This window comes from Streptomyces ficellus, assembly GCF_030406405.1.
GTDB classification, from domain to species: Bacteria; Actinomycetota; Actinomycetes; order Streptomycetales; family Streptomycetaceae; genus Streptomyces; species Streptomyces ficellus_B.
Window position 1 is genome coordinate 74,952 of record NZ_JAUEPL010000004.1, and the last position, 18,738, is coordinate 93,689.

General features: G+C 73.2%; 16 protein-coding genes and 3 pseudogenes. 10 read left to right on the plus strand and 9 right to left on the minus strand.

Annotation, left to right across the window (positions count from 1 at the left end; genetic code table 11):
• Positions 1 to 103: 103 nt before the first annotated feature.
• Positions 104 to 1,246, plus strand: a pseudogene (locus QWM81_RS04220) (serine/threonine-protein kinase); the annotation flags it as partial.
• Positions 1,247 to 1,290: 44 nt separating this feature from the next.
• Positions 1,291 to 2,844, plus strand: a complete 1,554-nt coding sequence (locus tag QWM81_RS04225; RefSeq protein WP_290110121.1) for a phytoene desaturase family protein — start codon at positions 1,291 to 1,293, stop codon at positions 2,842 to 2,844.
• Between the two features lie 106 nt (positions 2,845 to 2,950).
• Here the strand turns inward: QWM81_RS04225 and QWM81_RS04230 are convergent, their stop codons facing one another.
• The 3 genes from QWM81_RS04230 to QWM81_RS04240 form a co-directional block, all read right to left on the minus strand.
• Complete coding sequence (locus QWM81_RS04230) at positions 2,951 to 3,172, minus strand: hypothetical protein (protein ID WP_290110122.1); 222 nt, start codon at positions 3,170 to 3,172, stop codon at positions 2,951 to 2,953.
• Positions 3,173 to 3,248: 76 nt separating this feature from the next.
• Entirely contained in the window at positions 3,249 to 3,449 is a 201-nt protein-coding gene (locus QWM81_RS04235) for an antitoxin (RefSeq protein WP_290110123.1), read from the minus strand.
• 79 nt (positions 3,450 to 3,528) lie between these two features.
• A complete protein-coding gene (locus QWM81_RS04240) occupies positions 3,529 to 5,322 on the minus strand; it encodes a serine hydrolase domain-containing protein (RefSeq protein WP_290110124.1) in 1,794 nt (597 codons plus the stop codon).
• 701 nt (positions 5,323 to 6,023) lie between these two features.
• Here QWM81_RS04240 and QWM81_RS04250 point away from each other — a divergent pair.
• Positions 6,024 to 6,304, plus strand: a pseudogene (locus QWM81_RS04250) (calcium:cation antiporter family protein); the annotation flags it as partial.
• Positions 6,305 to 6,409: 105 nt separating this feature from the next.
• Positions 6,410 to 6,979 carry a VanZ family protein gene (locus tag QWM81_RS04255; RefSeq protein ID WP_290110125.1) on the plus strand — a complete coding sequence of 190 codons (570 nt, stop codon included), beginning with the start codon at positions 6,410 to 6,412 and terminating at the stop codon, positions 6,977 to 6,979.
• A gap of 34 nt (positions 6,980 to 7,013) precedes the next feature.
• On the opposite strand, the gene QWM81_RS04260 is transcribed toward QWM81_RS04255, so the two are convergent.
• Entirely contained in the window at positions 7,014 to 8,105 is a 1,092-nt protein-coding gene (locus QWM81_RS04260; protein WP_290110126.1) for a glutamate--cysteine ligase 2, read from the minus strand.
• Positions 8,106 to 8,338: 233 nt separating this feature from the next.
• Here QWM81_RS04260 and QWM81_RS04265 point away from each other — a divergent pair, with 233 nt between their 5' ends.
• A complete protein-coding gene (locus tag QWM81_RS04265; protein WP_290110127.1) occupies positions 8,339 to 9,064 on the plus strand; it encodes a restriction endonuclease in 726 nt (241 codons plus the stop codon).
• 18 nt (positions 9,065 to 9,082) lie between these two features.
• On the opposite strand, the gene QWM81_RS04270 is transcribed toward QWM81_RS04265, so the two are convergent.
• Together QWM81_RS04270 and paaK are read right to left on the minus strand one after the other, a co-directional pair.
• Positions 9,083 to 9,883: an ATP-grasp domain-containing protein gene (locus tag QWM81_RS04270; protein ID WP_290110128.1), complete on the minus strand. Its 801-nt coding sequence runs from the start codon at positions 9,881 to 9,883 to the stop codon at positions 9,083 to 9,085.
• A gap of 50 nt (positions 9,884 to 9,933) precedes the next feature.
• Positions 9,934 to 11,223, minus strand: a complete 1,290-nt coding sequence (gene paaK, locus QWM81_RS04275; protein ID WP_290110129.1) for a phenylacetate--CoA ligase PaaK — start codon at positions 11,221 to 11,223, stop codon at positions 9,934 to 9,936.
• A gap of 162 nt (positions 11,224 to 11,385) precedes the next feature.
• On the opposite strand from paaK, the pseudogene QWM81_RS04280 reads away from it, so the two are divergent.
• Together QWM81_RS04280 and QWM81_RS04285 are read left to right on the plus strand one after the other, a co-directional pair.
• Positions 11,386 to 12,087: pseudogene (locus tag QWM81_RS04280) on the plus strand (alpha/beta fold hydrolase); the annotation flags it as partial.
• A 360-nt stretch (positions 12,088 to 12,447) separates the two neighbouring features.
• Positions 12,448 to 12,690: a DUF397 domain-containing protein gene (locus QWM81_RS04285; RefSeq protein ID WP_290110131.1), complete on the plus strand. Its 243-nt coding sequence runs from the start codon at positions 12,448 to 12,450 to the stop codon at positions 12,688 to 12,690.
• On the opposite strand, the gene QWM81_RS04290 is transcribed toward QWM81_RS04285, so the two are convergent.
• The gene (locus tag QWM81_RS04290; RefSeq protein WP_290110132.1) at positions 12,683 to 12,838 is read right to left on the minus strand and encodes a hypothetical protein; all 156 of its coding nucleotides are present in this window, start codon (positions 12,836 to 12,838) and stop codon (positions 12,683 to 12,685) included. The genes QWM81_RS04285 and QWM81_RS04290 overlap by 8 nt on opposite strands.
• Between QWM81_RS04290 and QWM81_RS04295 the strand changes: the two genes are divergently transcribed.
• The 3 genes from QWM81_RS04295 (at position 12,837) to QWM81_RS04305 (ending at position 14,319) form a co-directional block, all read left to right on the plus strand.
• Positions 12,837 to 13,238, plus strand: coding sequence for an ACT domain-containing protein (locus QWM81_RS04295; RefSeq protein WP_290110133.1), 402 nt, complete (start codon positions 12,837 to 12,839; stop codon positions 13,236 to 13,238). The genes QWM81_RS04290 and QWM81_RS04295 overlap by 2 nt on opposite strands.
• Before the next feature lie 178 nt (positions 13,239 to 13,416).
• A complete protein-coding gene (locus QWM81_RS04300) occupies positions 13,417 to 13,917 on the plus strand; it encodes a hypothetical protein (protein ID WP_290110134.1) in 501 nt (166 codons plus the stop codon).
• 6 nt (positions 13,918 to 13,923) lie between these two features.
• Positions 13,924 to 14,319, plus strand: coding sequence for an RNA-binding S4 domain-containing protein (locus tag QWM81_RS04305; protein WP_290110135.1), 396 nt, complete (start codon positions 13,924 to 13,926; stop codon positions 14,317 to 14,319).
• A gap of 3 nt (positions 14,320 to 14,322) precedes the next feature.
• Here QWM81_RS04305 and QWM81_RS04310 read toward each other — a convergent pair whose 3' ends face one another.
• Together QWM81_RS04310 and QWM81_RS04315 are read right to left on the minus strand one after the other, a co-directional pair.
• The gene (locus QWM81_RS04310) at positions 14,323 to 16,623 is read right to left on the minus strand and encodes a terpene synthase family protein (RefSeq protein WP_290110136.1); all 2,301 of its coding nucleotides are present in this window, start codon (positions 16,621 to 16,623) and stop codon (positions 14,323 to 14,325) included.
• Positions 16,624 to 16,879: 256 nt separating this feature from the next.
• A complete protein-coding gene (locus QWM81_RS04315; RefSeq protein ID WP_290110137.1) occupies positions 16,880 to 18,643 on the minus strand; it encodes a PP2C family protein-serine/threonine phosphatase in 1,764 nt (587 codons plus the stop codon).
• Positions 18,644 to 18,738: the final 95 nt, after the last annotated feature.

Genomic DNA, 18,738 nt, shown 5'->3' on the forward strand with positions numbered 1-18,738 from the left:
GCCCACGTCACGCGGGCACCGCCCCGTACCCACCGCGCCGAGAGGCCGCCATACTGGACGGGCCGGGGAGGGCGTAGCGAGGCGACGGGGGCGACGGCACGCGATGGGGGACACCAGGGGGGACACCAGGCTGCTCCAGGGCCGCTACCGGCTGCACGAGGTGATCGGGCGCGGGGGCATGGGGGAGGTGTGGCGGGCCACCGACGAATCGCTCGGCCGCCGGGTCGCGGTCAAGTGCCTCAAGCCGCCGGGACCGCGGCAGGACGAGGAACTCGTACAAATGCTGCGCGAGCGCTTCCGCCGCGAGGCCCGTGTCGCGGCCGCGCTCCAGCACCGCGGCGTCACCGTGGTCCACGACTTCGGCGAGTCGGACGGCCTGCTCTACCTCGTCATGGAGCTCCTCGAAGGCCGCAACCTCAGCCAGCTCCTGGAGGACAACGGGAACCACCCGCTGCCCGTGCACGACGTCGTCGACATCGCCGACCAGGTCGCCGACGCCCTCGCCTACACCCACCGGCAGGGCATCGTGCACCGGGACCTCAAGCCCGCCAACATCATGCGCCTGGCCGACGGCACCGTGAAGATCTGCGACTTCGGCATCGCCCGCCTCGACGCCGACGCCGGCTTCACCTCCCGCCTCACCGGCACCGGCATCGCCATGGGCACCCCGCATTACATGTCGCCCGAGCAGATCGGCGGCGGCCACGTCGACCACCGCAGCGACCTGTACTCGCTGGGATGCGTCCTGTACGAGATCGCCACCGGCGCCCCGCCCTTCGACCTCGACGACGCCTGGGGCGTGCTCGTCGGGCACCGCGACACCGCGCCCACGCCGCCGCGCGACCACCGGGCGGAACTGCCCGCCTTCTTCGAGCGGATCGTCCTCGACCTGCTCGCCAAGACGCCCGAGGCCCGTCCCGACGACGCCGCCGACCTCCGCCGCCGTATCACCGGCGCCACCGGCGCCCATCCCTCCCGGCCGCTTCCGCCGCCCGTACCGCCCGTACCGCCCGCCCCGGCACACCCGCCCGCGGGCGCCCGCCAGCTGCCTCCGTGGGCCCGCGGCATGACCACCGGCCTCAAAGCCCTCGGCACCGCCGCCTCGCCCGCGACCCGGCCGCCCGACCCGGCGGCCGGCCTCACCGGCGACTGGACCCCCGCCCCCGCCGCACACGCGCACGGCCCCGCCGCACATGCGCACGGCCCCGGCGCACGCGGCACGCGCCCGGACCGCACCGCCCTCCCCATGCCGCCCCTGGAACACGGCGCCGGCGCGTGTTACGAAGGGCCATGACCGCACCGCGAACGCCGCGCCCGTACGACGCCGTCATCATCGGCGGCGGCCACAACGGACTGGTCGCCGCCGCCTACCTCGCCCGCGCCGGGCGCTCCGTCCTCGTCCTGGAACGCCTGCCCGCAACCGGTGGGGCCGCCGTCTCCACCCGCCCCTTCGCCGGGGTCGACGCCCGGCTCTCCCGCTACTCCTACCTGGTGTCCCTGCTGCCGCCGAAGATCGTGCGGGAGCTGGACCTGCGGTTCACCGTCCGCCGGCGCGCCATCTCCTCGTACACCCCGGTGGAGCGCCACGAGCGGGCCGGTGGCCTGTTGGTGGGCGCCGGGCGCACCCGCGACTCGTTCGCCGCGCTCACCGGCTCGGACGACGCGCACGCCGCCTGGCGGCGGTTCCACGCGATGACGGGGAGGGTCGCCGAACGGGTTTTCCCGACCCTCACCGAGCCGCTGCCCACCCGAGAGGCGCTGCGTGCCAGGATCGCGGACGACGAGGCGTGGCGGATGCTCTTCGAGGAGCCCATCGGCGTCGCGATCGAGGAGCACTTCCACGACGATCTCGTACGTGGTGTGGTGCTCACCGACGCTCTGATCGGCACGTTCGCCGACGCCCACGACCCGTCCCTCGTCCAGAACCGCTGCTTCCTCTACCACGTGATCGGCGGCGGCACCGGAGACTGGGACGTCCCGGTCGGCGGCATGGGCAGCCTCACCGGCGCCCTCGCGGACGCGGCCCGCTCGGCGGGCGCCGAGATCGCCACCGGGCACGAGGCGACCCGGATCGAGACGGACGGGCGGGCCGCCGAGGTCACCTTCCGTACGGCGGACGGGGAGGGCACGATCGCCGCCCGGTACGTGCTGGTCGGCGCCTCGCCGCACGAGCTGGCCGCCCTCATCGGCGACCCGGCGCCGGAGCCCGCCGAGGGCGCCCAGCTCAAGGTCAACATGCTGCTGAAGCGGCTGCCCCGGCTGCGCGACCGCTCGGTGGACCCGCGCGAGGCGTTCGCCGGGACCTTCCATGTGTCCGAGGGGTACGGGCAGTTGGCCGCAGCCTACCGGGAGGCGGCCGCCGGGCGGCTGCCGAGCGCCCCGCCCTCGGAGCTCTACTGCCACTCGCTGACCGACCCCTCGATCCTCGGCCCCGACCTCGCCGCACGCGGTCACCACACGCTGACGCTGTTCGGCCTGCACACCCCGGCGCGGCTGTTCACCGCCGACAACGACACCGCGCGCGCCGCCCTCCTCACGGCGACGCTCGCCGAACTCGACACGCACCTGGACGAGCCGATCGCCGACTGCCTCGCCCTCGACGCGGACGGGCGCCCGTGCATCGAGGCCAAGACCCCGCTGGACCTTCAGCGGGACCTGCGGTTGCCGGGCGGCCACATCTTCCACGGCGACCTCGCCTTCCCGTACGCCACCGGCGGCACCGGCCGCTGGGGCGTGGAGACGGCGCACGCCAATGTGCTGCTGTGCGGTGCGGGCGCGGTGCGGGGCGGCGGCGTCAGCGGCGTCCCGGGCCACAACGCGGCGATGGCGGTGCTGGGCCGCTGAGACGCGCGGGGCGCCGACATGCGGGGGATGCGGGGGGACGACGAGCGGGGGGACGACATGCGGATGGGCGCCGCGGAGGGCGCCCATCCGGGGACGCTGCTCAGGCTCAGCCGACGTCGAAGCAACCGCCCTCGATGTGGTTCACGTGAACCTTGCCGGTCTGCACATGGCCGCCGGACACCCAGCAGCCCTCGACGCCGGGGTCGTGAGCGGCGGCGGGAGCCGCGGCCAGGAAACCGAACGCCGTCGTATCGCGTCCGGCGTATCGCGTCCGGCCGGGGCAGAGCGCCGGCAGAGAGGCGGCAGAGAGCCGGGAGGGCGCGGACACGCCTCGTCCCCGGCGGCCGTGGGGCAGGACCGCCGGGGACGAGGTGGTGTCGTCAGGTGCTGGGCGCGCCGGACGGTCAGGTCCGGGTGGGCGGCGGCGGCCCCTGGTCGGGGTCGTTGCCGTACTCGTTGCGCAGCTTGTCCTGGGCGGTGTCGACCTGGTCGCTGTACTTGCCCTGGGTCCTCTTGTCGACCTGATCGCCGCCCTTGTCGACGCCCTTGCCGACCTGCCCCTCATGGCCCTTGAGCATCTGCTTGAGCTTGTCCATCACGGACATAGGGTCATCCTCCTCGCCGAGTGATCCCCTGGTCCCAGTCTCACGCCGCAGAAGACCCCCCGCATCCCCGCATGGGTCCTCAGTCCGCCGACGCACTCCATCCGTACGCCTCGATACGGCCGGCGTCCTCGGGCCGGGCCTCGTCGAAGAGCGTCCGGGAGCCGTCCTGGACCCGGATGCCGTCCACGTACACCCCCCGCCCGACGTAGCGCGGGTCCGTCACGTACCGCCAGCGCAGCCGTACCGGCGTCTCCCGCCACGCCGACAGGTCCGCCTCCAGCCGGTGCCAGAGCCGGCCCGACCAGCCCGTCACCGACCCTGCCGGGTGCGGCCGGGCCGGCTGTCCGTGGCGCACGGTCACGAACGGCACCGGCCGCCACGTCGCCCCCGAGTCGCCGGACGCCTCCAGGAACAGGCCGTCCGAGCCCGGCTCGGTGTCCCACCACACCGAGCACCGCAGCCGGGGACGTGGTGAGCGGGGCGTCAGCTCGGGCAGGGTCAGCGTCGCCGCCGTGGCCGAGGCCATGCCGCCGAACCAGGCGGTGCGCCCGTGCGCGGGGCGTACGGCGACGGCGCGCGCCAGCTGGTCGGCGGCGGCCACGCGCGGCGCCGAGCCGGAGCGCCAACTGCGTACCGGGTGAACCGAGTTGCCGAGGAGCACCAGGAAGGAGTCGGTCGTCGGGTCGATGACCAGACTGGTGCCGGTGAAACCGGTGTGACCCGCGGTGCGCGGCGTCGCCATGGCGCCCATGTACCAGTGCTGGTAGAGCTCGAAGCCCAGCCCGTGCTCGTCACCGGGGAACGCGGTGTTGAAGTCGGTGAACATGAGGTCCACGGACTCCGGCTCCAGAATGCGGGCGCGGCCGTAGACGCCGCCGTTCAGCAGCGTACGGGCGAGGACGGCCAGGTCCCAGGCGCAGGAGAAGACGCCGGCGTGGCCCGCGACACCGCCGAAGCCGTACGCGTTCTCGTCGTGGACCTCCCCCCACACCAGGCCCCGGTCGAGGCCCGACCAGGGCGCCCGGGCGTCCTCGGTGGCGGCGATCTTCGGCTTCCAGGAGGCGGGCGGATTGAAACGAGTGCGGTGCATCCCCAGGGGGGCGGTGATCTCGCGGTGGAGCAGTACGTCCAAAGAGCGACCGGTGATCTCCTCCAGGATCAGCTGGAGCGCGATCAGATTGAGGTCGGAGTAGAGGTAGCGGCTGCCGGGCGGGTTCGCCGGGGCCTCCTGCCACAGCAGCCGCAGCTTCCCCTCGCGTGTCGGCTCCTTGTACAGCGGCATCCAGGCGCGCAGACCGGAGGTGTGCGTGAGCAGCTGACGTACCGTGATGTCCTGCTTGCCGCCGCCCCCGAACTCCGGCAGGTACGCGGTGACCTTGCCCTCGAGCTCCAGTGCCCCGCGCTCGATCTGCTGCACGGCCAGGACGGACGTGAACAGCTTCGAGACGGACGCCAGGTCGAAGACCGTGTCCTCGGCCATCGCGATCCGCCGCTCGGGCGGCAACTCCACGCCCGTGTCGGTCTTCTCGTCGTACGCGGCGTAGCGCACCGCGTGCCCGATGGCCCGGTGCAGCGCCACCGTGCCGCCGCGCCCCGCCAGCAGCACCGCCCCCGCGTACCACGGGTGCTTGGGGGAGGGGCCGAGGAACCGCTCGGCGTCGGCGACCAGCCGGTCCAGCGGCTCGGACAGCAGCCCGGCCCGCTCGGCGGAACCCCGCCGCAACGTCGGCCGGCCACCCCGCGCCGCACCGCCTGAACCCCCCGCACCCTCCGCGTCCGCCGCCGCGGCGCCCGGAACCGACCCGATCACCAGCGCACCTCCCAGGGCCAGCACCCCGCCACCGAGCCGACGACGGCTCATCCCCTCCGTCATGCCCACCCTCCCTGAAGCCCTGAAAGAATCCTTCGGGAACGCCCGCACCACGTGAAACTTTCTTACCGCCCCCACGCCCCGTCAAGAACCGCCCGTCTACAAGGAACCTGACGGAACATCAGTAGCCTTTGTGGCGACGAGCGGAAGGAGACTTGTGGGCGAGGCGTTGTTCGTGAGGTTCCAGGAAACCACCCACAGCCCACGCGGAGCTTTCCCGGCATCTTCGCCCTGGCCAATGGTCTGGCGCGGGAGGGGAAGCTGAGCGAAGAGGAGTACCGGTTCTGGTGGGCCGGCAACGACTGGTACGACGCCCACTTCACCAACCCGTCATACGTGGACCCCACCGTCTACGATCCACACCTGCATCCCGGCGCCGTGGCATGGTTCAAGGCCACGGCCACGCACCTCGTGGACCGTGCCGCCGGCTATCTGGAGCTTCTGACCGCTCACGGAGTGGCGTGCGAGCGAGTGGAGTCCTCCGACCCCGGGCGGATCATCTATGAGGACGACGACCAGGTCGTGGTCGTGCCGTGGAACCTGGGCGCCGGTGGCCGCCGTACTCGTCCTGGCCATCGGCTGGGGGCGGGAGCTGCCCGGCCCGGTCGTCGCCGTCGTGGGGCTCTGCCTGATCGGATCCGTCCTGTCCGCCGTGCACCACGCCGAGGTCGTCGCGCACCGCGTCGGTGAACCGCTCGGCGCAGGCCGTCCGCGCCGCCCGCCGGGAGCGCGTACAGACCAGCCTCCCCTGGCGTACGGCTCCGCCATCGCCAGCATCGGCCTGACCATCCCGGCGATCGCGCTCGCCTCCGTCTGGCTGCCCGGGCCGCTGGTGCTGGGTCTCGGCCCGCTGCACCTGGTGCTGCTCACGCTCACCGCCGTGGTGAGCGCCCTGACCGTGGTGCCCGGACGAGCCACACTCCTCCAGGGCGGCGTTCACCTGTCCCTCTTCGCCGCCTTCGTGTTCCTGTCCTTCAGCCCCTGACCCGCACGGCCCTCGTCGCGGGGCCGGCGAGGACGCCCGCATGCCGTCCCCGGCCCCGGGTAACCGGACGTGTACGCGTAAGCCGCTACCGTCAGGGGAGTTGTGATGCCACGGACCGCCGGGCGAGACAGGACGCCGAAGGCCACCGACGAAGCTCCGCAGACGCGCGGGGGGCCGCGGCTGAGCCGGCCCGCACGGCTGGTGGCGGTGGTGCTGGCCTTCGCCGCGATGGTGGCCTTCGCCGCCCTGCTGGCCCGTCTGACGCTGGAACCCTCCGCCGTGTCGGAGCCGCTCACCCACAGCAATCTGCGGCCCGGTGACTCCATTCGCGACTATCTCGGCAAGCCCGCTTTCCGTGACACCGTCAAGCAACTGGGCGGCAACATCGTCCTCGGCATACCCTTCGGGCTGCTGCTGCCCGTGCTGTTCCCGCGCGCCCGCGGCACGGCACGGGTCGTGGTCCTCACGGCGGTGGTGATGCTGCTCGTCGAGCTGGTCCAGGGGGCCCTGGTGACGGGCCGCGCCTTCGACATCGACGACGTGCTCCTCAACAGCACCGGCGCCCTGCTCGGTTACCTGCTGCTCGGCCGGCGGCTGGGCCGCTACGTCCACCCCCGCCGCCGCCACTGGTGGCACCGCTTCACCCGCCCGCGCGACCTGAACCCGAACGGCTGAGCCCCACCGAAGGGCTGAGCCCCCACCAGGGGGCTCAGCCGCGCGTGCGCCGCACGCACTCGGCGACCACCTCGCGCAGACTGCCCGTAGTCCGCAGCAACTCCCGCTGGATGCGGGCGCCGTTGCCCGTCTTGAGCAGGGCGGCCAGCGACTCCTGGGCCGCCACCACGTCGCCGCTGTCCTCCAGGGCGTCCCGCACATGGTCGAACAGGGCCCGCACCACGGCCTCGGCCGGTGCGGGACGCATGGTGACCGGGTGGACGAGGTGGTCCTCCAGGCCCGACCGCGCGGCCCGCCACGCCGCCAGCCGCAGCAGCGCGACTCCGTGCCGCGTGGGCGGCACACCCTCACGCCACTCGCGCGCCGCCGTCTCCACCAGGGCGCGGATCAGCGTGGCCAGCAGCACCGTCGTGGAGGGGTCCAGGCAGACGTCGGCCACCCGGATCTCGACGGTGGGGTACGAGTGGGAGAGGCGGGCGTCGAAGTAGACCATCCCCTCGTCGCGCAGCACACCGCTCGCCACCATGTCGTTGACCTGTTCGTGGTAGCGGTCGGCGGACCCGAAGACCTCCACGGGACCCGCCGAGGGCCAGCGGCCCCAGACCCGGTTGCGATAACTGTGGTAGCCGCTGTCCTCCCCCTGCCAGAACGGCGAGTTGGTGCTCATGGCCAGCAGCACGGGGAGCCAGGGGCGGATACGGTCGAGGACCGCCACGCCCTCCTCGTCCGACTCCACCGACACATGGACGTGGCAGCCACAGGTCAGCTGCTCCTGGGCCGTCAGCCCGAAGTGCTCCTTCAGCCACTGGTGGCGCTCGCCCGTGCCGATGGACGGATTCACCGGCAGCGGTGAGGTCGCCAGCGCGGCGACCGACGCGTCCAGCCGTTCGGCGTGCCGCGCCGCCTCCGCCCGCCAGCGCCGGATCTCGTCCGCCAGGTCGCCCATGGCGGTCTGCGGGCGGGTCGCGAACTCCAGCTGCTGGCGCTGCAGTTCGCTTTCGAAGACCTCCTCGTTGCCCGAAGGGTCCAGCGAGGCAGCCGCAAGGACCGCCGCCGAGAGCGCCCTCGGCTCACCGGTCCTGGCGTCCACCAGAAGGAGCTCCTCCTCGACACCCACACTGCGCACGTCGACAACCGCCTTTCTTCACGCCCGGCCGGACATCGGCCGCACGGGAGCCCTCGAAGGCTCCGGGGATGCCGGTCGCATGCCCCCGATCCGGTGACTCACGCCTCGGCGGCCCGCGCGTGCGGCCGGCGCGTCCGACCGGCGCGAACCCGGGGGAGTGCCACCGCCGCAGTACGGGGCATACGCCCAGGAGCAAGATCAGTTCCGGTGCCACCAGAAGGGAAACCCCGCAGATGGCGATACCCGGCCGCAAGCCGCGCCCCGCCCCTCGCACCCGCCCCGGCGACCGCCGCCGCGCCTTCAGCCTGCGCGACCTCGCGCTGGGCTTCGGGCTGGTGGCCATCGTCCTGTGCGGTACGGGAGTGACGGCCCGGGCCGCGGTCGGCGACGCCTCCGACGTGCCCGCCGCCGCGCTGGCCCTGGCGGGCGCCCTGATCGTGGCGGCGGCCCTGGCCCACGCCGGCCGCCGGCGCGCCGGGCGGGCCGACCGCGTCGCCGATCCGGAGCGGGAACCGGCGCTCGTGGTGGACCCCGCCGGGGCGGCCGCGTGCCAGGACTACGCGGCCATGGATCCGGACACCTTCGAGCACTCCGTCGCGGCGCTGTGCGTCCGGGACGGCTGCCTGGGCGTCGAGGTCGTCGGCGGCGCGGGCGACCTGGGCGCGGACGTCGTGGCCACCGCCCCGGACGGGCGGCGGGTCGTCATCCAGTGCAAGGCGTACGGTCCCGACCACAAGGTCGGCTCCCAGGACGTGCAGCGCTTCGGCGGCACCTGCTTCGCCGTGCACGACGCCCAGGTCGCCGCCGTGGTGACCGCCAGCGAATTCACCGAACCGGCTGCCGAGTACGCCGCCCAGTGCGGCATCCTCTGCGTCGACCGCTCGGCGCTCGACGCCTGGACGCAAGGAACGGGCCCGGCCCCCTGGCTCCACGCCCCCCTCCCCACCGAACCCCACTGACCCCCGCCCTGCCGCCCCTCACCCGCGCCAGAACCCCCGGTCCCGCCCAGCCAGCCACCCCCGAGGCCCGGCGGAGCGCAGGACGACGTCCAGGGCACGGTCCGGGTCGGCGGCGTAACAGTTGCTGAACCAGGCCATGTTGGCCTCCACCACGGCCCACCCCTCCGGTGCTCCGGCCTCGGGGGCCGTCAGCAGTCCCACGTCCACCACGACCGCGCTGGGCAGCGTGTCGCCGCACGCGCCGAGGAGGTCCGCCGCGAAGTCCAAGGCCGCGTCCCGGTGGCGGTGACCGTCGAGCGGTACCGCGTCGAGCCGGCCGAAGGCCGCGTACTGCGACCCCGTAAGGACCCGGCCGTCCAGCACGAACAGCCGGAACTCCGCCTCCCACGTCACCACGTCGCTGACCAGCACCGGCGTGTCCGACGGCAGGTCCGGGTCTCCGGGCAGCCGGCCCCCGTCGGCGTACACGGCGGCCGGAAAGCTCTTGTCGCTGGGCGGCTTGACGAAAGCCGGCCGGGTCAGCCGACGCGCGTCACCCAGCGTGACCTCGGCGACGCGCCGGCGCGTGTACGCGAACGGAAGCGTGGCGAGCCAGCCGTCGGCCGGTTCCAGCAGCGCGACCGCGAGGTCGTCCACGACCCCGGCCGCGAACAGGGGGCCACCGTAGTAGTGGCACTCCCGCCCCGCCGGCACCGCGGCCGCGCTGCCGTGGGCGGGAAGCACCTCGACCCGCATGCCCCGGCGCTCCGCCGCAGCGGCGAGCAACTCGCCCGTCGTGGTGTACTGCGGCGCCAGGGCCAGCATTCCGTGCGTGTTCATGAGCCCGGACGATGCCGGTCGTAGCAGGGCACTGTCCACGCGTTTTCGCGTTACGGCGCGGGGCGCAGGTCCACGATGCGCTTGAGCTTGCCGACCGACCGCTCCAGTGTCTCGGGGTCGACCACCTCGACGGCCACCGATACCCCGATGCCGTCCTTCACGGCCGCCGCCACCGCGCGCGCCGCCTCTGCGCGTACCTCGCCGGTCGCGTCCGGCCGCGCCTCGGCGCGCACGGTCAGGGCGTCCAGCCGGCCCTCGCGGGTGAGCCGGAGCTGGAAGTGCGGGGCGAGTCCCGGCGTACGGAGCACGATCTCCTCGATCTGCGTGGGGAAGAGGTTCACACCCCGCAGGATCACCATGTCGTCGCTGCGCCCCGTGACCTTCTCCATCCGCCGGAAGGTCCGCGCCGTCCCGGGCAGCAGCCGCGTCAGGTCCCGCGTGCGGTACCGGATCACCGGCATCGCCTCCTTGGTGAGCGAGGTGAACACCAGCTCGCCGCGCTCCCCGTCCGGCAGCACCTCGCCCGTGAACGGATCCACGACCTCCGGATAGAAGTGGTCCTCCCAGACGTGCAGGCCGCCCTTGGCTTCCACGCACTCCTGCGCGACGCCCGGGCCCATGACCTCCGACAGCCCGTATATGTCCACCGCGTCGATGGCGAACCGTTCCTCGATCTCCCGCCGCATCTCCTCCGTCCACGGCTCCGCGCCGAAGATGCCCACCTTCAGCGAGGTCGACCGGGGATCGACACCCTGCCGCTCGAACTCGTCGAGCAGCGTCAGCATGTACGACGGCGTCACCATGATGATGTCGGGCCGGAAGTCCTGGATCAGCTGGACCTGACGCGCCGTCATGCCACCGGACGCCGGCACGACCGTGCACCCCAGCCGCTCGGCCCCGTAATGCGCCCCGAGTCCGCCGGTGAACAGCCCGTACCCGTACGCCACATGCACGGTGTGGCCGGGACGCCCGCCCGCCGCGCGGATCGACCGTGCCACCACGTCCGCCCAGGTGTCCAGGTCACGGTCGGTGTACCCGACGACGGTGGGCCGTCCGGTCGTCCCGCTCGACGCGTGGACCCGCCGTACCCGCGACTGCTCGACCGCGAACATCCCGAACGGGTAGTTGTCGCGCAGATCGGCCTTGGTGGTGAACGGAAAGCGGGCGAGATCGGCGAGCGTACGGCAGTCCTCGGGGCGCAGCCCCGCCGTGTCGAACGCCTGCCGGTAGAACGCCACGTTCTCGTACGCGTGGTGCAAGGTGGCCCGCAGGCGTTCGAGCTGCAACGCCCCGAGCTCCTCACGGCCGAGCCGCTCCCCGGCGCCGAGCACATCCGTCATCCGCCGCTCTCCCGTCCGTCCTCAACACGCCCCAAACCGGGCGACCGATCATTCGGTCGAGATCTTCGGGATCAGCTAAGTCAACTCGCCCGCCCGATGGCAAGGGGCCGGACGCCACTTTCTCCCTTGCCGGGACCAGCGGCCGCTGTGAGGATCGCGGCCATGCCGACGTTCAGCGCATGCGACGGGACCCAACTCGCCTACCACGTACGCGGAGAGGGCACCCCACTCCTCTGCCTGCCCGGCGGCCCCCTGCGTGCCTCCGCCTACCTCGGCGCCCTGGGCGGCCTGACGGCGCACCGCCGCCTGATCCTGCTGGACCCGCGCGGCACCGGCGACTCCCGGGAGCCGGCCGACCCGGCCACGTACCGCTGCGACCGGCAGATCGCCGACGTCGAGGCCCTGCGCGAGCACCTCGGCCTGGCGCGGATCGACCTCCTCGGCCACTCCGCGGGCGCCACCCTCGCCGTCCTCTACGCCGCCGCGCACCCCCAGCGCCTCGCCGGCCTCGTCCTCGTCACCGGCGGCACCCGCGCCGTCGGCATCAAGGCGACCGACCCGGACGGGCGCGACGCGCAGGCGCACGCCGCGAGCGACGGGGCCCCGGCGCGCCTCTACTACGCGAACGGCGCCCTCGGCGACCCCGACGCCACGCGTACCGCCCTCGCCACGGTCACCGCACCCGTGCTCGTCCTCGCGGGCGAGTACGACGGCGGCCCCACGCCCGCCCGCGCCGCCGAGCTGGCCGCGCTCTTCCCCCACGGGCGGCCGGCCGTGCAACCCGGCGCGGCGCACTATCCGTGGCGGGACGACCCGGGCGCCTTCACCCGCACCGTCGCCGCGTTCCTCAACGCCCCGGTACGCGACTGATCGCGCCGACCCGCGCGCCGCACCCCGCCCCCCGGCGCCCCGCACCGGCGGCCTCCCGCAGCGCAGGACGCCGGCAGACGGCGTCCGGCGGCGGAACAAGCCCCGCGACGCCCCGCAGACGGCGGCGGTCGGGATGGGGCCGTTCAGGCCGGCCCCCCAGGGGCTCCCCCTCAGGAGACCCGAGGGGGTCCTCCGGGCGCGGTTCCGAGGAGCCGAGCCCTCAGGATTCCCATCCACCGGCAGCAGCCACCGGCGCGGACCACCGCCCGCATCCGCAGCGCCCGGCGCGCCCTGTCCGCGACCGGCCCCGATGGCTAGTCTGAGCGCGGACGACGAACCGGGAGGAGCAGGCACGTGGCCAACAGCATCACCGCCCAGCAGCAGCTCGCGGGCTGGAACAAGCCGGACCTCGACCTCAGCAAAGCGGACTGGCAATCGGGCAGTCACGGGCGGGGTGACGTCCAGATCGCCTTCGTCGAGGGATTCATCGCGATGCGCAACGGCGGCCGTCCGGAGAGTCCGTCGCTGATCTTCACCCCGGCCGAGTGGCGTGCCTTCGTACTCAACGCCAGGGAAGGGGAGTTCGACCTCACCTGACCCACGGCAGCCCCCGGCCCGGCCGCTTCAGGGCGCGTACGCGGGGCTCGTCGCCGACGGGCCTGCCGGTCACCACCGCGACCGGCAGGCCGCGGCGTACGTCAACGCCCGAGCAACGCCCGGTACCCGGCGCTAGGGTGCTGATCATGACTCCAGAGCGTGACCTGACCCGGTTGCTGGCCACCATGCGGCCGGAGCTCAACCCCGGGCGCTACGTGTTCGCCACCATCGACGGTGCCGTCGTGCCGCCCGGACTGCACCCCGTCGTCACCGTCACCGAGTCCGAGGGCCTCACCCTGGTGGTACGGCAGGAGGAGGCGGACGCGGCCTCGCTCCCGTACGACTACGTGGCCGGCTGGATCACTCTGCGCGTCCACTCGGCCCTCGACGCCGTGGGGCTGACCGCTGCGGTCTCCCGGGAGCTCGCCGAGGCGGGTCTGAGCTGCAATGTCGTGGCGGGTTTCCACCACGATCACCTCTTCGTCGACCACGCGCGCGCCGGCGAGGCCCTCACGGCGCTGCGGCACCTGGCCGAGCGCTCCGCCTGACCCCGCGCCCGTACGCGCCCTACGCGCCGTACGCACCGCACGCACCGCACGCGCCGCCCGGTGTCGCCCGAAGCGGTGCACCCTGGCCTTGGCGCGGGGCGTCGCGGGCGCCGTTCCGGCGGCTCGGGCGCGCGGGCCCGGGCGCCGTTCGACCGGCCCGGGCACGTACCATGGCGGTATGTCCTTCCTCCGCCGCCGCAGCGCCGCCACACCCGCCGGCCCGGACTTCGACGTCCTGGCCATGGACCCGGGCGACTGGCCCGGCAATCTCGGCGCCGGTCTGCTCCCCGCCCCCGACGGCACCTGCCAGGGCGTCTTCCTCCGGTACGACCTGTTCGGCGGCCGGGGCCCCGCGATGATCATCGGCAACCTGCCCGAAGGATCGCCGGCCCGCGAGCTCGCGGAGGGCCAGATCCCGTTCGAGGTCGCCCAGCTCCTCGCCGCGCTGGAGAACGACGAGCCGGTCGAGGTGGTGGAGACCGAGGAGGTGCCGGTGATGCAGGGCGACAACCTGCTCATCGTGCGCCGCCTGAAGTTGTCCGAGAGCCGGATCTCCTGCGTGCAGTTCGACCGCAGCGACAATGTGCTGGTCACCATCGCGAGCTGGGACCGGCCGATCACGGACGACCTCTACGCGCTGCTCAAGCCGCTGCCCGCGGAACTCTTCCAGCAGGGCTGAGCCACCATGGCGGCGGACGAGCACAACCCGCAGGCGACCGCACGCGTCGACAGCTGGATCTGGGCGGTACGGCTCACCAAGACGCGCTCGCAGGCCGCCTCCGCGTGCCGGGCCGGGCACGTCCGGGTCAACGGCGAGCGGGCCAAACCGGCCCAGCCCGTCAAACCGGGCGACGAGGTACGGCTGTTCCACGCGGGCCGCGAGCGCATCGTGGAGGTGAAGCGGGTGATCGCCAAGCGGGTCGGCGCGCCGGTCGCCGCCGAGGCGTACGTCGACAACAGCCCGCCCCCGCCGCCCCGGGAGCACATCGCACTGGCCGGCGTCCGCGACCGCGGCACCGGCCGCCCCACCAAGCGCGAACGCCGCGAACTGGACCAGCTCCGCGGCGTCCGCCCTTCCTGACCCCTACCGGGACGTGAACAGCTCCGTCACCCGGGCCGCCGAGGTCCCCAACCCCACCGGCCCGGTCGGCAGCCCGGTCCCCACCGGGCCCCTGTGGGCCACAGCCGACCCCACCGAGCCCGCCCCCGCCGGACCTCCGCCCGCCGAACCGGCGGCTCCCGCCACGTCCCCGCCGCGCAGCGCCGCCGTACCCGCGCCCGAGCGGACGTCCTCGTCCCGGTAGCGGCGTACGTTGCGGTGCCAGTTGAGGATGCCGGCGAGCCAGTCCTCCAGCTCCCGCACATACGCGTCCAGCGCCGCCCTGCCCTTCTCCTCCAGCCCGAACTCCTCGCACAGCACGGGCAGTTCATGGCGCTTGATGTGCTCGAACTGACGCAGCCGGCTCCGCATCAGATCGTCGATGATCGCCACGCCGGTCGGATAGTCGCAGTTGAAGAAGGTCTGCACCACCAGTACACCGTTGTGCAACTCGCCCTCGACCTCGATCTCCTTCTGGTACGAGATGAGGTCATTGAGCAGCGCGGCGTAGTCCGCCGCGGAGTTCTCCAGGGCGCGCACCGTCCCGCTCCGGAAGATCTCCGGCGGAAGGCCGTGCTCGTGCCGCAGCCGCGCCAGGCTCATCGTGAGGTCGGAGCCGAACGTGAGGCGCCGCATCTCGATGTAGTCGACCGGATCGGGCACGCGGTGCTGGGCCATGTTGTGCAGTTCCCACAGCCAGCTCTCCAGCATGACGTCCATCGCCCGCCGCAGCGACGCCCGCGCCCCGGCGCCCATCGGCCCCGCGGTGCGTGCCCAGAGATCGGCGAGGGCCCGCTCCATCGGGCTCACCGCACCCGCCGCCCCGGCCGCCGGGTCGTCCACGGGCATGCAGGCCTTGAGGCGCTCGGTGGCGGCCTTCGCCCCGGCGAGGTCGCGCGGCCGGCCGAACGCGAGCGGGTAGTAGTCGTCTCCGTACGTCCCCCAGGTCAGCCACTCGGCGCTGAGCTCCAGCTCCTCGACGGTGGCGTCCGGGTCGAGCCCGGCCGAGCACAGCGCGAAGTCGAACCCGGCCAGCATCGGCTCGTCCCAGATGTCGCCGAGCAGCCCCATCCGGGCCGCCCAGGCGAGGGACCGGGCGCGGGCCTCCTCGTGGTGCGGGCTGAGCGTCAGCGGGTACGGCAGGTCGAACTCCGGCAGCAGCGACGGGCCGACGCGCTGGTGCGGCACATGGGTGAGGCCGCGCACCCGCGCGGCGGCCGGGCGTCCGAACAACGTCCGGATGTCCAGCGCCGAGGTGCCCAGGACCCCACTGAACAGTGAACGGCCCCCGCCCGCACCTTCGTTCATGTAGCGGCTGGAGCGCAGGTGCCATTCGTGGCCTCCGGACTGCCAGTCCTGGAGCCCCTTGGTGTACGCCGCGACCGAGGCGCACTCCTCGGGGCTCAGGCCCTTCTCCAGGCACAGCCCCGGCACCTCGGTGAGCGCCGTGTTCTCGAACTGCTGCAACCGCGAGGTCAGCAGATCGTTGACCGCCTCGGCCGCCTCCTGCGTCGTACAGCCGAGGAACCTCTCCAGCACCAGGACGCCATTGCTGTTCTCGCCCTCGTCCTCGACCTCCCGCTGGTACGAGAAGAGGTCGTTGCGCAGATGCACGGCGTCGGCGAACGCGTCCCGCAGTACCCGCAGCGGCCGGGAGTCCGCCACCGCCTCCGGAACCTCGGCGCTCGCCGCGTACTCCACCAGCCCCGCCGACCACGGCGCGCCGCCCACCTTGCGGCGCATCTCGATGTACTCGACGGGGTTGGCGATGCGCCCCTCGTTGATGTTGGCGAGCTCCCACAGGGACTCGTTGAGCAGGTGCTCAGTGGCCTCCGCGAACCGGGCCCGCCAGGCCGGTGACATGCTCGGCACGGTCCGGGTCCACAGGTCGGCGAGCCCGGCCTCCACCGGGTTGGCCGGCTCGGGGATGCCCTGGGCCAGGTCCATCGGCATGAACGCCGGCATCCGCTCCAGGTAGGCCTTGCCGCCGGCCAGGTCCTGGGTGCGCTTGAACACCTCCAGGAAGTGGTCGTCGAAGAAGAACACCCACACGTACCAGTCGGTGACCAGGGACAGCGCTTCGGCGTCGCAGTCCGGATGGGTGTACGCGCACAGCAGGGCGTAGTCATGGGAGTCGAGGTCGCGCTCCTCCCAGATCCCGGAGCCCTCCAGCATCCCCATCCGGCGCGCCCAGCCCTTGGTGTGGGAGCGCGCCGTCTCGACATGGGGATTGAGGCGTGCCGGATACGGCACATAGAAATCCGGCAGGGTGAAGGGCTGTGCCATGCGCGCAGGGCCTTTCCACGAGGGTGGGCGTACCGCGCCACTCTCTACCCCTGCCGCTGGGCCCTACGCCAAAGGCAGGATTAGTCATATGAACGCCAGTGCCCGGCGGTCGCACCCCCGGGCGTAAGGCCCACGCGCGACGCCGGCCTCCGGCACGTCACCGGAGCACACCCATCACGCCCGCACACCCATCACGCCCGCACACCGATCACGCCCGCACACCCATCACGCCCGCACACCCATCACGCCCGATCGCTCAGTCGACGCGGACGGCCAGCAGACACGCGTCGTCGTCATGGGTGCCGCGCTGGTACTCCTCGGTGAGCCGGTCGACGATCCGCTGCGGTGGCAGGCCCGCGCTCGCCCTCAGTGAGGCCGTCAGCGCGTTGATGCCCTCAGAGATGTCCTGGCCGCGCCGCTCGACCACCCCGTCCGTGTAGAACAGCAGCACATCGCCCCGCTCCAGCGGGAAGTCCGCGGTCTCGTACGCATGGCCGGGCAGCGCCCCCAGCAGTGGCCCGCGGTGTTCCGTCGGCAGGGCGAACGCGTGACCGCCGCGCAGCAGCAGTGGCGCCGGGTGACCGGCGCACGTCCACCGGAAGACCCGGTCCCCACCGATGTGGCCCACCGCCATCGTGGCCGTCGAAGCGGTGGGGTCGCTGCTCACCAGCTCGTTGAGCCAGGTGGTGATGTCCCCGGCGCTGGCACCCGTCTGCGCCAGTCCCGCCACCGCGTGACGCTGCTGGGCCATCCGGGCGACCGCCTCCAAGCCGTGCCCGCTCGCGTCCCCGATGGCGATCAGGGCCCGGTCGCCGCTCGGCAGCGGCCGGCACTTGTACCAGTCACCGCCCACCGCGGCGTCCGGCTCGGCGGGCAGGTAGGCAGCCGCCACGGTCAGGCCCAGCTCCGCCAGCCCCTCCGAGTACGTCGGCAGCAGCGCCTCGCGCAACGCCGAGGCCACGTGCCGCTCCGCCGCGGCCTGCTGCCGCAGCTGCTCGGTCTCCACCTGCTTCTCCACCAGCCGCCGGCGGCTGCGCATCTGGGGAGTGAGGTCACGGGCCACGATCTGCAGCGCCCAGGGCCGGCCGTCCGTGCCCGCGACCGGGCGGCCCAGCAGGTCGAGCGTACGGATCTCGCCCAGCACCAGGAACCGGATCCGCGTCCAGGCGGGTTCCTCACCGGCCAGTACCGAGGAGATGAACTCGCCGAACGGCCCCACGTCCGCCGACACCAGCGCGTCGCACAGTTCCAGCAGGGACCAGGGCAGCGCGGGGTCCGCGCGGAAGATCCGCTGAAGCCCCTCCGACCAGGTGACCGCCCCGGACAGCAGGTCCCAGCGGCCCCACCCCATGGACGCCAGGTGCTGCGCGTCGATGGTCAGGAGCTCGGCCTGACTGCGTACCGGACGCCAGGTCGTCAGCACCCGGTCGCCGCACGACGACGCGTAATGCACGAGCTGTACGCGCCGGAGCCTGCCGTACCGCTCCTCGGTGTAGTCCACGACGAGGCCGTTCAGGGACCGTCCGGTCGCCATGACCTTCTTCAGCGCGGCCAGCAGCCCGCTGGCGGCGGCCCCCTGGCGGGCCTGGCCGAAGAACGCCTGGCCCACCTGCTGGTCCGGTGAGACCAGCCACTCGACCGAACGGATGTGGTTGCCGGCGCGGATGATGAAGTCGGTGATCTCGCCGGACGCGTCCCGTACGGGGGTCAGCAGCGCGGCCGAGACGGGAATGGCCGGCAGCGCGGCGCACAGGCACCTCCACGGGTCGTGCCCTTCACCCGCGTCGACGCACGTGTGCGGAGCGCCGCTGCCCTGGCCGCACGGGCACTGCGCGGCCCGGGTGGCGCCCCCGGCTTCCGGTGACGGCACGACCGAGCCCTCGCCAGGGGTACGGCCCGGCGAGGGCTCCGCGGTTCCGGCCGTCTCCGCCTGGCGGCGGACCTCCGCCCGCAGTGTCGCGATCTCCCGCTCGATGAACGCCTTGAGCGACGCCACGTCCGGGATCTGCGACAGGGTCATGAGGGCATCACAGCCCCGGCAGCCGGAAGGGCTCTCGCGCCGGGAACGCTCATGTCGACGGCCTTTCTTCTCGTACTCCCGCGAAGCCCGCGTCC

Bases quoted from the DNA above. Each gene is read 5' to 3' on its own strand.
- QWM81_RS04225 (WP_290110121.1), top strand. From the start codon at position 1,291: ATGACCGCACCGCGAACGCCGCGCCCGTACGACGCCGTCATCATCGGC.
- QWM81_RS04235 (WP_290110123.1), bottom strand. From the start codon at position 3,449: ATGTCCGTGATGGACAAGCTCAAGCAGATGCTCAAGGGCCATGAGGGG.
- QWM81_RS04240 (WP_290110124.1), bottom strand. From the start codon at position 5,322: ATGACGGAGGGGATGAGCCGTCGTCGGCTCGGTGGCGGGGTGCTGGCC.
- QWM81_RS04255 (WP_290110125.1), top strand. From the start codon at position 6,410: ATGCCACGGACCGCCGGGCGAGACAGGACGCCGAAGGCCACCGACGAA.
- QWM81_RS04265 (WP_290110127.1), top strand. From the start codon at position 8,339: ATGGCGATACCCGGCCGCAAGCCGCGCCCCGCCCCTCGCACCCGCCCC.
- QWM81_RS04270 (WP_290110128.1), bottom strand. From the start codon at position 9,883: ATGAACACGCACGGAATGCTGGCCCTGGCGCCGCAGTACACCACGACG.
- paaK (WP_290110129.1), bottom strand. From the start codon at position 11,223: ATGACGGATGTGCTCGGCGCCGGGGAGCGGCTCGGCCGTGAGGAGCTC.
- QWM81_RS04295 (WP_290110133.1), top strand. From the start codon at position 12,837: ATGACTCCAGAGCGTGACCTGACCCGGTTGCTGGCCACCATGCGGCCG.
- QWM81_RS04290 (WP_290110132.1), bottom strand. From the start codon at position 12,838: ATGATCAGCACCCTAGCGCCGGGTACCGGGCGTTGCTCGGGCGTTGAC.
- QWM81_RS04300 (WP_290110134.1), top strand. From the start codon at position 13,417: ATGTCCTTCCTCCGCCGCCGCAGCGCCGCCACACCCGCCGGCCCGGAC.
- QWM81_RS04305 (WP_290110135.1), top strand. From the start codon at position 13,924: ATGGCGGCGGACGAGCACAACCCGCAGGCGACCGCACGCGTCGACAGC.
- QWM81_RS04310 (WP_290110136.1), bottom strand. From the start codon at position 16,623: ATGGCACAGCCCTTCACCCTGCCGGATTTCTATGTGCCGTATCCGGCA.
- QWM81_RS04315 (WP_290110137.1), bottom strand. From the start codon at position 18,643: ATGACCCTGTCGCAGATCCCGGACGTGGCGTCGCTCAAGGCGTTCATC.